The 14,829-nt window shown below is 44.4% G+C and carries 13 protein-coding genes; 3 read left to right on the forward strand and 10 right to left on the reverse strand.

Annotated elements, in window-relative coordinates; translation table 11 throughout:
* The first annotated feature begins 80 nt into the window (after positions 1–80).
* Together GX089_04580 and porU are read left to right on the forward strand one after the other, a co-directional pair.
* Entirely contained in the window at positions 81–548 is a 468-nt protein-coding gene (locus GX089_04580; GenBank protein NLP01749.1) for a hypothetical protein, read from the forward strand.
* A 329-nt stretch (positions 549–877) separates the two neighbouring features.
* Positions 878–4,900 carry a type IX secretion system sortase PorU gene (porU, locus tag GX089_04585; GenBank protein NLP01750.1) on the forward strand — a complete coding sequence of 1,341 codons (4,023 nt, stop codon included), beginning with the start codon at positions 878–880 and terminating at the stop codon, positions 4,898–4,900.
* Between the two features lie 41 nt (positions 4,901–4,941).
* Here porU and GX089_04590 read toward each other — a convergent pair whose 3' ends face one another.
* The 9 genes from GX089_04590 to GX089_04630 form a co-directional block, all read right to left on the reverse strand.
* Complete coding sequence (locus GX089_04590) at positions 4,942–5,622, reverse strand: hypothetical protein (GenBank protein NLP01751.1); 681 nt, start codon at positions 5,620–5,622, stop codon at positions 4,942–4,944.
* Between the two features lie 117 nt (positions 5,623–5,739).
* A complete protein-coding gene (gene obgE, locus GX089_04595; GenBank protein ID NLP01752.1) occupies positions 5,740–6,735 on the reverse strand; it encodes a GTPase ObgE in 996 nt (331 codons plus the stop codon).
* A 14-nt stretch (positions 6,736–6,749) separates the two neighbouring features.
* Positions 6,750–7,040, reverse strand: a complete 291-nt coding sequence (locus GX089_04600; GenBank protein ID NLP01753.1) for a zinc ribbon domain-containing protein — start codon at positions 7,038–7,040, stop codon at positions 6,750–6,752.
* Positions 7,041–7,092: 52 nt separating this feature from the next.
* Positions 7,093–8,391, reverse strand: coding sequence for a 30S ribosomal protein S12 methylthiotransferase RimO (rimO, locus tag GX089_04605; GenBank protein NLP01754.1), 1,299 nt, complete (start codon positions 8,389–8,391; stop codon positions 7,093–7,095).
* A gap of 96 nt (positions 8,392–8,487) precedes the next feature.
* On the reverse strand, positions 8,488–9,330 hold the full coding sequence (locus tag GX089_04610; protein ID NLP01755.1) for a hypothetical protein: 843 nt from the start codon (positions 9,328–9,330) through the stop codon (positions 8,488–8,490).
* A 136-nt stretch (positions 9,331–9,466) separates the two neighbouring features.
* Positions 9,467–10,549: a hypothetical protein gene (locus GX089_04615; protein ID NLP01756.1), complete on the reverse strand. Its 1,083-nt coding sequence runs from the start codon at positions 10,547–10,549 to the stop codon at positions 9,467–9,469.
* Between the two features lie 5 nt (positions 10,550–10,554).
* Positions 10,555–11,145: an imidazoleglycerol-phosphate dehydratase HisB gene (gene hisB, locus GX089_04620; GenBank protein NLP01757.1), complete on the reverse strand. Its 591-nt coding sequence runs from the start codon at positions 11,143–11,145 to the stop codon at positions 10,555–10,557.
* A gap of 193 nt (positions 11,146–11,338) precedes the next feature.
* A complete protein-coding gene (gene hisC, locus GX089_04625) occupies positions 11,339–12,415 on the reverse strand; it encodes a histidinol-phosphate transaminase (protein ID NLP01758.1) in 1,077 nt (358 codons plus the stop codon).
* Positions 12,416–12,676: 261 nt separating this feature from the next.
* A complete protein-coding gene (locus GX089_04630; protein NLP01759.1) occupies positions 12,677–12,979 on the reverse strand; it encodes a hypothetical protein in 303 nt (100 codons plus the stop codon).
* A gap of 594 nt (positions 12,980–13,573) precedes the next feature.
* Here GX089_04630 and GX089_04635 point away from each other — a divergent pair.
* Positions 13,574–14,002 (forward strand): GNAT family N-acetyltransferase, encoded by a 429-nt coding sequence (locus GX089_04635; protein NLP01760.1) that lies wholly within the window; start codon positions 13,574–13,576, stop codon positions 14,000–14,002.
* Positions 14,003–14,065: 63 nt separating this feature from the next.
* On the opposite strand, the gene GX089_04640 is transcribed toward GX089_04635, so the two are convergent.
* A complete protein-coding gene (locus GX089_04640; protein ID NLP01761.1) occupies positions 14,066–14,827 on the reverse strand; it encodes a TatD family hydrolase in 762 nt (253 codons plus the stop codon).
* Positions 14,828–14,829: the final 2 nt, after the last annotated feature.

A 14,829-nucleotide genomic window follows, 5' to 3' on the forward strand; every position in this document is an offset into this window, starting at 1 on the left:
GAGATTCAGGTGTTGGTGCCGGAGTCAGCCGGTATAAAACTACAAACTCTCCCTATTTGCCCATGGGGTTGCCCCATTATGTGGGTAAGACATGGAGCTCTACGTATACTGTAAGCGGTTACTCCCAGACACAGAATGCTAAAGTTATTGCGGAAGGGACAGTAATTACCGGTTTGGGCTCGTTTCAGGCCGTTCTTGTCAAGATCACTTCTAACACCACCAACACGTCATATGTTTGGGAAACAAAGGAGTATGGCCCCATCGCTTATGCATACACACCCAGTAACTATATCTACGTGATGACCTCCGGCACCAGGAATGTCGGTGTGAAATTTAAGCCTGTTACGGGTTCATCAAAACAGAGCATCTTCTCCTGCCAGAGTATACCAGGATTTATCTCGATTGAATCGAAGCTACCTGCTCATGTTCCGGTTTACTCAGTGAATGGAAAACTTCTGGGCTCTGCTGATGTTGATGCATCTACTGCATGGCGTGCCTTCAGGTGCAAAAGGCATGTATATTGTCAGGTTCGCATCCCCTCGCCATAACATATCTCAGGGTGTGATCGTTCAGAAATAGGTGCGCAAAAATCTTTACGGTGTATAATCTTGCCTGTTGTGCAAAATAATCCAGGCTGCACCATCATGGCTCCGGTGAAAGAGGGGCGGCATGGCAAGACATAGAGCCATGTGTGGAAGAGGATTATAGATTAATTCTCCGGGGTTTACCAACACCGGCTGCAGTCGTTTCGCTCTCCCGGATTCTTCTACCCATATTCTTCGGCTTTTTTAAGACCAGAGATTATTTTTATCTTTACACACTGTCCAGGTAACACATACCGGCAATTAATCATTTAACCATTTAAATTGAAATTCGAATGCATAAAAAAATCTGGATTCTTCTCGCTATATGCTTGTTTACCAGGTTGTCAGCACAGGTAACTGTGACTGAAAACACTTCTGAAAGATGTACCTTCAACTGGGTGATGGAAGAAGTTGATACTCTCTCTGTTCTGCATAAGGGACATCTCTATACCCAGCTTTATTTCAGTGGACAGAACACAGTGACAGGTGGAAGCGGTGAACCGGCTATACCTGGTTACACTGTATTGATCGGAGTACCCCCGAAAGGTGACATTTCGGTAAACTTTGTGGCTGAAGAATTCAAGACAATCAGACTGAACAACCAGATTGAGGTACATCCGGACAGCCCTGAGGAACGTCAGCCGGAAGTAAAGTTTTCTCAGTGGATATCTCAGCCTGTTTATTCTCAGCTTGGTGATATGCGTACTGCCCGGATCGTAATCAGACCTTTCCTTTACGACAGGACTTCAAACACACTGAAGATGGTGACCAGAGGACACTGCAGGATTGCTTTCCCGCCATCCGTTTACAGAATAGGTAAAATATCTGCGCGTTCTCATTATGAAGGCATGTTAAGCAGGCTGGTTTGCAATTTTAAGGTCGCCTCAGGATGGTATGCGGGGGGGCATCTTAAGAAGACTACTGTTGAGAAATTTCCTTTAAGTTTCAGCAATAAAGTTTACAGTTTTAAAATCGGGGACGGGCGCAGTGGTACAAACGAAGCGACAATAAATGAAAATGGAATTCTAAAAATCCCCGGCAGCAGGATCGTTCAACTCTTTGGGGATGTGTCTCTAATGAAGGTAAAGCTTTTTGCCTCTCTGAAAGGAGAACTTCCGGATACTGTTGCCGATGAGGGGTTTATTCCTGATGGTATCGAAGAGGTTCCGCTTTTAAGGGTTGATAAGAATGGAAATGGCATTGTAGACAAGGATGATTTTTTCCTGGCTCATGTAAGTGGCGCATCGGACTGGATCTGGAGAAACGAATTTATCTTTCGACTCGACCGCTATGATGACTACCGCAATTACTGGCTTACTGTGTCAAATGGTGACGGTAGAAGCATAGGTGTCTTTCAGTCTGCAAAAGGTGCTCTGGATACTCTGGACTCTTTTGATGACAGGATCATGTACAAGCGTTCACTTGAGCAACCGACAAAGGACGAGGAAAGAACAGGCGGGTTGGAGTGGATCTGGGCAAAGCTTTCCTCGCGGAATTCATCATTTTCTTTGAATCTCAACCTGTCGCAACCAGTTAAATCTTCTGATGTTTTTATTAAAGTTACAACCCAGCCGCCTACCGCCGGAGGCAGTTTCAATATATCGCTGGGGAAGAATTCTTATAGCAATTGTAAATCAGGTGAATACTATTCTTTCAACGATATCGGTAATGGTGATTTCAGAATAACCTTCAGTGGTGACCCGGGCAACATCAAATCTGCAGTTGAAATAAAGGATGTACAGGTCAAATACCAGCGAACTCTCACAGCCGATTCTCTTTCAAGTTATACTGTTTATTCATCAGACTCTGCATTTATCCATCGCTATAACCTCAGGATACTTACTGATGATCTGGTTTACATTTTCAGATTATCCACGGATGAGAAAAATGTTTCACTTGTAGATACAATTCGCAATGGCAGGGGAGAGTCGGTTACCTGGGTGGATACCGGTGGCTCCGGATTAAGGTACTTTATCTGTGCCGAGCGGGTACTCCAGCAGATGCCCGAAATGACTCTCGTATCGAATCTCCCCAGGAGCCGATATACTGTCGGAGACCTGAGGAATACCAGCAATGGTACCGATTTTATCATTATAACTCATCCTGATTTCCTCTCTCAGGCACAGGAACTGGCTGAGCATAAGGACTCAGTAGGATTTCAGCCGGTTGTGGTCAGGGTCAATGATGTATACAGGTTCTTTTCGGGTGGTGACACCGACCCGACAGCTATCCGGAATTTTGTGACTTATGTTTCGAGGAACTGGAAAAATCCCCGTTCACCCTCTTTTTTAATCCTGATGGGTACCGGGCATTATGATTATAAAGGAATTAGAGCTCCTTCTCCTCTTATTCCTGTTTATTATTCCGGTGACAGGGTAATCGAGGATTACTTTACTTATACTAAAAAAGGAAACAATCCGCAATTGGCAATCGGACGTATTCCATGTTCCACTCATGATGAGGCTGAGGCTATAGTCAGAAAAATCAAGGAAACAGAGGATCCAAATCTGGCGGATTTTGGGGACTGGCGCAACCGGGCATTGTTTGTGGCTGATGATGATATGCAGGGAGACAAGGAGGATCCCATAGTTTCCATGACGCCTCACCATATTTCATCAGACCGGATTGCCGGTATAATTGAATCACACTGGCCTTATATTGACATGAAAAAAGTATACCTTTACGAATACGAGTGGGATAATGCCTGGGAAAAGCCTGAGGCATCGAGGGCAATAATTAATGAGATCAATAATGGTGTGGGAGTGGTTAACTATTTCGGCCATGGTTCCGATAATTTGTGGGCAGATGAGCATATTCTGAGAAATGAAGACATCTCATCTATGTACAACTCCAGAAGGTACCCTGTGGTGTTATCCTTTTCCTGCTCTGTTGGAAAATTTGACATCCCCGGTGTCGAATGCCTTTCAGAAGCGTTTGTAAAAGCGAAGAATGCTGGGGCTGTTGCCGCAGTATCCAGCACCAGGCTGGCTTATGCAAATTCAAATGAGAACCTTGCTTCCTACTATTACGGATTCCTGTTTGATAAGGCTATGGAGTCAACAGACACAAGCAGAGTCGGGATGGCTCTTGTTGCGGCCAAAATAATCGATCCTTACGAGAACCACCGCACATATTGTGTCCTTGGAGACCCGTCAATACGTATGATCAAGAGATCCGGCAAAGTTGACATTGTGGTAAAAAACAGTAAGAACAAATCGGTGGACACCATTAAGGCTCTGCAGACAATAACCATCTCTGGAAGTGTCAGGCGGGAGAATGGCTCAATCAACACGGATTACGGTTCCGGAAACAGCCCTGCTTATGTCCAGATCGGATTGTTTAACTCCCCGGACTCGGCGATGCGTAAAGATGGGGGGAATATTGAAAACCATCTCAAATATCTGCTTCCAGGGACACCGGTTTTCCAGGGAAAAACTCAGGTGCGCAATGGTAAATTCGAGCAGGTCGTTCTTGTACCCAGAAACATCTCTTTTGATAAACCGGGTGTTAAACTGACTGCATACGCCTGGAGAGATGGGAAAAGCAGTGTCGCACTGGGTATTAAAAATGACATAGTGTTTCATGGATCTGAAAAAATTTCGAGCATTGATGATACTTCAGGCCCAAGAATCACGATCCGCCCCGTTTATGACAATCCTGAGATGGCTTCTGCCGGTGCTAGCTTTACTGATAAAATAGTGTCACTACTGCCGCTTAAGTGTGAAATCGATTTCTTTGATGAAAGCGGGATAGATGCCTCCGGGACCGGTCCCGATGAGGGCTTGACAATGGAGATAAAGGGCACTCTCAGCAGAAGAAATATTAATCATAGATTTCAGTTCAGGGAGGGTGATTACAGAAGGGGCAGCGCAACCATCGCCTTCGAGGAAAATTCACTGAAAACAGGGCAGTATACTCTTGAAATCACATCAAAGGACCTGCTTGGCAACCTCTCCGGGAGATCTTTCACACTGGTTATTACAGATCAAACTGACCTCACTCTCAATCAGGTGTTTAATTATCCCAATCCTATGAGAATGGGCAGAAGTACAAGGTTTTATTTCTATCCCTCCAATACCGCTCAGCAGTACAATCAGATGAATGTGCTGGCTGCAATTAAGATCTACACTCTCAGTGGCAAAGTGGTCAGGGTCTTTAAAAATGCCAGAAACGGTGAGGTATGGGATGGAAGGGATCAGGTCGGTAATCTCCTGGGACCCGATATTTATCTCTACCAGGTAATAGCTACTTCACCTGTGATTCAGAAAACGGTAAAAAGCAAGGTCAAAAAACTGATAATCCATCCGCCAAGATAGACGGAAAACTGATTCACTCATCAGATACAGATAAGACCGGGTTAGCGCACTATCATCGCGAAGATTACATCAAAGAACACGGTTACTGTAGGTGATGGATTATTGTTTACCGCAAATTCTTCCAGATCTATCCCAGCATCGAAAGAAAGGAATGGGATTTTTGGCGGATGAATTCTGAGCCCGCCGTCAGTATTCATATATACCAGACCATCTTTGGTATCAACTGATAAACCGAATTCCAAAATCACGGACCAGAACTCATGCGGTGTCAGCATCATTCCCAAATCTCCTCCAATGGAGAACCGCTCTCCAATCTGTGTGTGAGGAGTGGCTGCAAATTCGAATTTCTCTGTTTGCACAAAGCCATAAGTAAGGAAAAAACCAAATCTGGGTTTGGCTGGATGCGTGATTCCATGGACTCCATTCCCAATGTGGACCAGATTGTACGCTAAACCGCCCCCCAGAGAAAAGTTCTGAAGAATTCCAAATTTTGCTCCGAAATTTACCCTCCCGATATTATCCAGGATCGATGCCTGCAACTGAAGATTGGCTGGAAGGCTGAAAGATATCTCATGAAAGCTTAAAACAAGGTGAAAAGGGGGATTGACGTAAGCTGCAGGGGTATAAAAATAGTGAGTCGGTTTTGATGCCCTGATTGATTGACCCTGAACAGCGGTAAAAAGCACCAGAAAACATAGCGCAGATCCTGAAAACCTTTTCATAGAAACAATCCTTTCGAGATGGGTTTAACTGCTTAGTAGTAATGGCACATCATCGCGTTTTAAGGAAATGGCTGTTTCAGTGTGGAAAAGGAAAAATCTGCGGGAAATTGGAGGTTTTCAGCAAATCACATCCGGATTCTCTCTGCGGCTCTTGATCACTAATTCACTTATCTTTGCGATTACCTCATTAACACCCTCTCCGGTCACAGCAGACATGGCTCCCCACCCTTCAGGAATCCTCTGAGTCTTATCCTCGCTTAAGAGATCAGTTTTAGTGAGAATAAAATATCTGGGTTTTTCCAATAAACTTTTACTGTAGTGTCCCATTTCTTCTATCAGCACATCTGCATCAGCAACAGGGTCCTCAGAAGAAGATTCTACCAGAATGACAAGGACCTTCGTACGCTCGATATGACGCAGGAAACGGATTCCCAAACCCTTACCCTTGTGGCAGTCTTCGATCAGACCGGGAATGTCAGCGACCACAAAGGAATCATGTCCCCATGGCATCTTTACTATCCCCAGATGAGGCTCTTTTGTGGTAAATGGATAGTCGGCAATTTTGGGACGGGCTCTGGAAATTTTTGTGAGAAAAGTGGATTTTCCCGCATTGGGTCTTCCAACCAGCCCTACATCAGCCAGGCTCTTAAGGACCAGACGGAGTTTTTTCTCCTCTCCCGGTTTTCCTGGTTCAGATCTCTCCGGATTGGGGTTTCTGGGCGACACCAGTGATCCGTTACCCCTGCCGCCGCGTCCCCCTTTTGCCACGATAATCTGTTCACCCTCTTTGAGGCAGTCTGCAATTATCTCATTGCTGGTCTCATCGTATATAACAGTTCCCAGTGGTACCGGTATGAAGATGTCTTTACCCTTGGCTCCGAATTTTCTCGAGCCTTTTCCGTGTTCGCCCCGGGAGGCTTTATAGTGCTGGCGGTAAGCAGTATCCTGGAGAGTGTGAATTTGCGTGGAACCCACAACATAGATATGACCACCACGCCCCCCATCTCCACCGTCAGGGCTTCCTTTAGGTTTGTACTTCAGGCGCTCATAGGAGAAGCACCCATTGCCCCCGTCTCCAGCTTTGACGTTAATGACTGCTTCATCAATAAACATGATTTTACAGCACTCTAGCTTGTGCTCTTCGACAAAGAAGATGAGGAGCTTGTTGAAGAACTGGATGAGGAGCTTGATGTCTTTGTGCTTTCACTGCTGGCACCTTTTTTGTAAGAATCGGAACGGTAATCGGTGATGTAAAAACCGCTGCCTTTAAACAAAAAACCTGCTCCCGGAGAAAAGAGACGCCTCACAGAACCACCACAACCTTCCTTTTTACAGGTTTCAATCGGCTTGGCATTGATACTCTGGAACTCTTCAAAGACGTGTCCGCATTTCTCACACTCATATTCGTATGTAGGCATTTCCACGACTCCTTTAAATTTCTGGCAGACACAAAATAATTCCTGCCCCTGTTTATAAACAATCGCATCCCTTGTCCAGAGACTCAGCGAATAGATCATAATCTCCGGCACCGAAAATCTTTACTTTTACAAAAGTTCCGGGAGCATAACTTCCGCTGCTTATGAATACTTTTCCATCGATCTCCGGTGCATCTGATCTGGAACGTGCCTCAAAATTGTAATCCGGATCCTCTGATACAGAGTCAACTATAACTTCAATGCTCGTTCCAATTTTACTTTCCATTATCTCTCTGCTGACCTCCCTCTGTAAAAGCATCAGTTCCTCGCAACGTCTCTGAGTTGTAGATGTCCGGGGACGTGCTTTCATGCTGTATGCGCTTGTACCCTGCTCAGGAGAGAATGGGAAAACACCAAGTTTGTCGAAGCGGGCGAACTCAATGAATTTACGCAGTTCATTGAAGTGATTTTCCTTCTCCCCGGGGTATCCCAGAATAAATGAACTCCTCAGTGCGGCATCAGGGACAATAGACCGTATCCTCTCGATTAATTTGTAAATACCTGCCGAAAGGGGAGATCTATGCATGCTTTTCAGTATCGGATCGGAAATATGCTGAAGAGGGATGTCAAAATAGGGACAGATTCTTTTCTCTGATGCGACTAACTTCAGAAGCGAGTCATCAACGAATTGTGGATGTAAATACATCATGCGGATCCAGTGGAATGATGTCTTCTTGAGCAGTTCCTCAAGAAGTGCAGTGAGGGTAAAACCTGATTCCCGTCCGTAAAATGATGTGTCCTGGGCGACAAGGATAAGCTCTCTTGCGCCTTTGCTGTAAAGCCAGACCGCCTCCTCGATTATAGACTGAGGGGATCTGCTTTTAAACGGCCCCCTTATAGAAGGTATGGCGCAGAAAGAACACTTGTGAGAACATCCTTCAGCTATCTTGATATACTGGGTTGAAAGAGGTTCCATGAGTTCTCGTTCAAAAGAGACCTGTTTACTGCTGGCGAAATGCTCTGCAAGAACTTTTTCCCAGTCGTCAACGCCAGCCCATATATTTACTTCAGGAAACTGGCCGGCAACTTCTTCTCTGTAGCGCTGGGAAAAACAGCCTGTTACCACAAGAGTCCTGCATTTTCCCTCTTTTTTATAGGAAGCGGATTCCAGAATTGTCTCTATCGCTTCTTCCTGTGCTTCACGGATAAATGCGCAGGTATTGACTATGATAATCTCTGCTTCACGCATGTCCTGCACCGGTTCAAATCCTGATGACCGGAAGAATCCCAGGATTCTCTCTCCGTCTATTAGATTCTTACTGCACCCGAGATTCTGCAGCGCTACTCCAGGCATAAAAATAATAACTCCCGTTTTTGAAAATTCCTGTAAAAATAAAACAGGGATTCCGGTAAAAACCGCAATCCCTGTTAATACGTGTCGAAATTTATTCTATTTCCACTCAGATTCCCACTCTTCATCACCCCATTGATTACTGCCGGATTCCTTTTGGGCTGGTGCCGGCTCAGGTGCTGGTTCTGGTTCTGGTGTGCTCGGAGCAGGTGCAGCCGCTGCCGGTTCAACTGATGTACTGATTTCAGATGACGGGGTTTCAGCGGGAGCAGGTGGTACATCAGCCGGAGTCGATGTCACAGGTGAGACAGGTTCCGTTTGAATAGTCTGAGGTTCGCTGGCAACAGGAGCCGGCGTTGCCATATAAGATGAGCTTGAAGATGGTGTTCCGTAATAGGCACCTTCACCCATTCCGTATCCCTCGATACCTACATTGTCATTGGATTTGTTGTCAACCCAGTAATCATATCCTGCCGGGTTAAGTACGGATTCACCGTAGTTTCTTGCAGCAGATACAGTCTGGAAATATCCGATTCTGACCCGGTAGTATTTTCCCGGGAGCTGTGGAGTGGGATTGTTTACTTCTGCAATATAGGCCGGAAAACCTTTCTCATTAAGCTTCGCGGCGATCTCATCGGCAAATGCCCTGGATTTGATTGTCGATACCTGAAGAACATACCTTCCGCTTTCTGATATCTCTGCAGAAGAGTAGGATGTGGATGGGGAGGAGTATTTCACTTTGGCAGGCTTTTCTGTTTCCTTTGGCTCTGAAATCTCCTGAGTTTCTGTTTCATCCTTGTAGAACTCATCAAAAATATCGGGAACACTTGATGTTTCCAGTGATGGTATATCTGTGATCTCTTCCTGTACTTTTTTCTTTCCGCATCCAAGCAATACGACAGTAACAATAATCCCTGTAAATAGGATTCTAACGGGAAGCATAGCTCCTCCTTCTATCGGACAAAGATTCAAATCGGTATAATTCCCGGATTTAGAGAATATATAAGTCTATAATATATATCGGAATTTTACCATTATAAACTTAATGAAAAATGGCTGTTGGGGCATAAAGAAGAAATCACCTCAATTGAGGCGGCAGTTTTGCCAGCAGTCTTCTTGCCTCTACAGCCTGTGGAGTATCTCCATATTTCTCAATCAGTTCTTCTAATACGCTGGTTGAAGATGATATATTGCCGTTTCTGAGCAGATCAGCAGCTTTTTTGGAAAGTAAAGCCGCTTTCTCAAGCTTTCGGTTGTAAATCTTTGTGTCGCGTTTTTTTGATGACGGACAGGCTTTCCCTTTAAAGTCCGTGTACCCTATATCCAGGCAGGATTTCTGGCTTTCCTGCTGAACGCAAATCGTTTTCCTGGTAAATACTGTTTCTTTGCCAAATTCTCCATATAGCGCCTTTATCTCAAGTACCGGTTCATCATTGGTGAAAAAACTCATCTCCGAGGGAAGTGGTATCCCGTTTCTGATTTCGTAACTGAAAACATATTTGAGAATTATCTCCCGTGCAGCCGGCTTCTCAGTCGCTTCCACTGTGTAATGCCTGTCCTGCCTGCGCGCATCGATTTCATAAACAAGTCCGGATGAGGAATCAACAACAACGGTCAACTCCTTCAGCCAGGATTCATCTATATATGCTCCATTATCATTATAAGAGTACCCGAAATACTCCTTACGAGGGGTCAGTTTTATTCTGTAAACAGACCTCCCGTCTGTATCTGAAATTTCATGTGTTGCTGCAGCCTGTTCTCTCAGCTCGGCAAAACCTTTTTCCGATTTGTATTTGATAACCGACTCTACAGCCATGTTGATCAGCTCAAGAGGATTGAGAAGACCTGAGAGCAGTTCCCGTGTCTGTTCAGGATAATTAGAATTGGCCAGATAAAGATGAAACTCCTTGCCGTCAAAATACTCCCTGAAAACTGGAGATTCGAGCTGGAGGTTCTTTATGGCTGTGGCCATCTCCTCTGCTACATCTCCTGAGAGATGTGCCCTGGCACAATATCTGGGCGGGAAATGAGGGAAAAGGAGATCCTGAGGTGCTTTAATGGATTTGAGAATCTTGAATTCAGGGCTTTCCTCAGCTATTGCAGCTGTAATGAGAATCAGCAAAAAAAGAAAAGCCCTTAAACAGTATGCACTTCTGAACATCTTGGCTACATCACACCTTTGGTTGATGGGATCTGGTTTGCGGCGCGGGGATTGATCGCGCAGGCCTCAGACAACGCTCTGCCAAATGCTTTGAAAACTGCCTCAAGCGAATGATGACTGTTTCTGCCGCGTAGAAGATCGACATGGACAGTGCTCTTTGAATTGTCTGTAAAAGCTTTGAAGAAATCTTCAGCCAGATCACAGTCAAAATCGTTGATTTTGCGATCTGTCAGCTCTACGGAATAGACAAGATTGGGCCTTCCGGCAATGTCAATGCACACCCTTGCAAGCGATTCATCCATGGGGACATAAGCTGTGCCGTAACGGGTTATCCCTTTGAAATCACCAAGCGCCTGGCTGAATGCCGCTCCAAGACAGATTCCGATGTCTTCGGCGCTGTGGTGGAAATCAATATGAGTGTCGCCTTTACATGTGAGCTTGAGGTCAAAAAGCCCGTGACGGGAAAAAAGAACCATCATGTGATCCATAAACCCGTTTCCGGTCGACACTTCGGAATTGCCGCTTCCATCCAGAACAAGTTCAAGAACTATGTCTGTCTCTCTGGTTTTTCGCTCAACTTTTGCTTTTCTGGTCATAAAAAACTCACTTTGTCAAAGGTCAGAGTTCAGAGATCAGAGGTCAGATTTGAAAAAGGAAAAAATATATTATCCTTTTGATTGATTTATAAACTCTGAATCCAGATCTTCAGACCGGTTTCGGTCAGTTGAAAGTTTATAAAATATCAATAAATTCTACAATGAATCAGGTTACAACTGCAATTCAAAAAAATCACCTGCTGCTGAAGTACTCCCTGAGTGCGTCCTTAAGCAGAGCATTTTCCTCTGGTTTACCTATGCTTATCCGCAGGCAATTCTGAAGCATCGGATACTTCGATACATCCCTGATCAGAATACCCTTTGATTTCAGAAAATCGAAAAGGGCCTGCTTCGTTTCTGTTCTGACAAGAATGAAATTCGATTCACTGGGATAAACGTTGTCAAAAGGAAGACTCCGGAGAACCTGCAGGAGGCTCTCACGTTCTGAGATAATTTCCTTTATGGTATTATCGAGCAAAGGACGGTTCCGGATCAGAACCGATGCTACATGCTCGGAAAAGAAGTTCACGTTGTAAGGCAGCTTAATCTTATTAATCTCTGCTATAATTTCTGGCGAACCGATCATATAACCCAGACGTAAACCGGCTGCTGCAAAGGCTTTTGAGAATGTGCGGGTTATTATAAGATTAGGATACCTGCTTATAAGGGGAATGGCGTTGAAACCGCCGAATTCCACGTATGCCTGATCCAGGATAAAGAATCCGGTGTGTACATCCAGGATTTCCTCGATCTCTTCACGGCTGAGAGAACCGCCGGTGGGATTATTGGGAGAACAGAGGATAAGAACCGATCCCGGTTTGTCTCTGCACGCTTTTTTCAGCGAATCTACATCAAAAGAGAGGTCATCTTTCATACTTACACAAAGCGTTTCTCCGCCAAGCCCGTCAGAGAGAAGTTTGTAGACGGTAAATGTAGGCTGTGAGATTATGACCTTCGCTGACCTGCTCATCAGTGAGAGCATCAGGATAAGGATCATCTCGTTGGAACCGTTTCCGATGATAATTCCCTCAGGAGAAACACCGGCATACTGAGCCACCCTCTCCTTGAGATTTTCAGGGATAAATGGGGGATAGCGGTTCCAGGGACGGTTCATGCAGAACTCTGCTATCTCCTTTTTTACCGGTTCTGGCCAGTCATAGGGATTTTCATTCTGGTTGAGCTTTACAGGCAGATCCAGAGGCTCGAGGTGATAGGCCTGAAGAGAACGGATACTTTTATTTATCAGACCCAGAGCATCTTCACTTTTCATAATGTTTATTTATCTCCTCGGAAAAACTCACGACCTTTTTTTCAAGCTCGTTGAGTTCTACAAGAAGGTAGAACAGGAGCACGAAAACAGCCAAAATCGCCAGAGAGAGGAATACAACCCACATATTCACTTTTCCTGTGTTAAAAAGAAGAAAATAAAACAGGACGCGAGGCTCTGAAAGGTTTCTGTCACCTTTCAGGGCCATTTTCGGGTGGATTTGGAATTTTTGTGTCTGTTTCTTTAACTAAACAGCAGACCAGTTCAGGACTGATCATCAGCTCTTTTTGAGAGGTAAATGGTTGGGCCTGGCCAGGCTGGATCAGGAAGTACACCGTTGTATCTGTTAAGCAGGGTTTTAAAGTATAACCTGGAAGCACCGACATCAGAAATGATATCAGCCGTTATATAAACCCTGTTGTCATATTCTTTGATGATATACTCGGTTCTGATACAGTCTGTAAGATGATAAGAGCTGATAATCTTTATCGAATCACGTAGCGGGCTGCCATTGTAATGGGTAGTGTCAGCATAGACCTTCGAAAAAATAAACTTTTGCGTCGGCAATATCGAAGAATGACCCCGATTGCATATCCCATTCCCAGACTTTAACTGTAAAGGTGACCACAATGGATGTATCCAGGTGTGTAATAATGGTGGTATCTATTGATATTGAATCGTTGTTTACGAATGGCCCATTATGAGAGGAAAGCCCGAAATCACAATCATGAAATAATGTCGATACACCTGAAAAAAAAAAGATGAGCAAGCACATTACTTTTTCATAAGTACTGCCTTCTTCTATGGATAAGGCTGATTCCGGATTATACCTAATCAATTGAACAGATTTTAATGGTATTTACAAGTTATATTAAACAGGTAATTTATTTTGATTATTGACGTAAATTAATACCCGGTCAAAGAGAAATGCGGGTATTTGAATGCGGACATTTGCATAGTAGTATAAAGACAGGTATTTTGTGTTTTATTCGTTAAGAGACCAGACGAGTACGTCGCAAATTACTATAGAGATGACGTCAGGAAATGCTTATAAGGCTAATATGGCGCAGAGAATAAGGAGTAAACCAGATGAAAATACTCGAAACAGAACGATTAATTCTTGAAACAATTGAGTAAAACAGATTCGAGGAATTAGCAGAATTGTTAGCAAATGCTAAAGTCCACAAATTTTTCCCAAAAACACTGAACAGGAAAGAGGCTCAAGAGTTCTTTAATGAAGTTCAGAAAAGACAGAGTGAGGATGGTTTATCCTTTTGGGCAGTGATAAGGAAAACCGATATGAGATTCCTGGGAATATGCGGATTGTTTAAGCAAACCATCGATGGAAAAGAGGAAATCGAAGTTGGGTACAGAATCAATGATGAGTTCTGGGGTAAAGGGTACGGGACTGAAGCTGCAGCAGGCTGCATAGGCTATGCAAAAAACAAATTGGGATTATCCTCAGTTATTAGTCTCATTCTAAAGGAAAATAGGCAATCCATACGGGTGGCAGAGAAGAATGGGTTGACATTGGAAAAGGAAACGATATTTAAGGGTAAAATGCACCAGGTTTATAGAATCAGATTTTGAATGAAACACGATCGATACAGGAGACGCCAAACCTGAATAATAAAAATGAGGCAACAACACCCTTTACACACTCACCCCAAAGAATCTCCCGAAATTCTCCTCCAGAATCTCCATCAATTTTTTACTTGTCACTCCCCTGATTTCCGCTATTTTTTCACCGGTATAACGCACCAGGCCGGGTCTGTTTCTTTTTCCCCTGAATGGAACAGGTGCGAGGTAGGGGGTATCCGTCTCGATAAACAGACGATCACCAGGGACAAGCGGAACAAGGTCTGTAAGAGGCGAGTTTTTAAATGTTACGATACCCGAAAATGAAATGCAGTATCCGGCTTCGATAATCTTCAGCAGTGAATCGCGGCTTCCTGTAAAGCAATGGAACAGGACTTTTTTGATTCCCAGTTCCATGCAGATCTCCAAAGCCTCGATTTCAGCACCGCGTGAGTGAATAACCGCAGGTTTGTCAATTTCACGCGCAATGGTAAGCTGCTTTTTGAAAACCGGGATCTGTTTTTGAAGTGGAGGATAAGAGGGGTTGGTGTTGTCAATACCGATTTCACCGACTGCTATGATTCCCGGATTGTCCAGCAATGCACAGAGCTCTGTTTCCCAGTTCTCATCAAGCGATTCCACATCAAAAGGGGAGATTCCCACTGCTCCGTAAATTTCCTTGAATGAGGAGCACTGGGAGATCACCTTTTGGGCAGTCTGTAAACTGGTGGCCGTGGAAAGAACGCAGGAAACAGACTCCCTCCGGGCCTCCGCAAGCAGTTCTTCAACCTCTCTCTCATCAAAATCGTAGAGATGAGCGTGGGAGTCTATCCACATGG

It is taken from the genome of Fibrobacter sp., assembly GCA_012523595.1.
Classification (GTDB): domain Bacteria; phylum Fibrobacterota; class Chitinivibrionia; order Chitinivibrionales; family Chitinispirillaceae; genus JAAYIG01.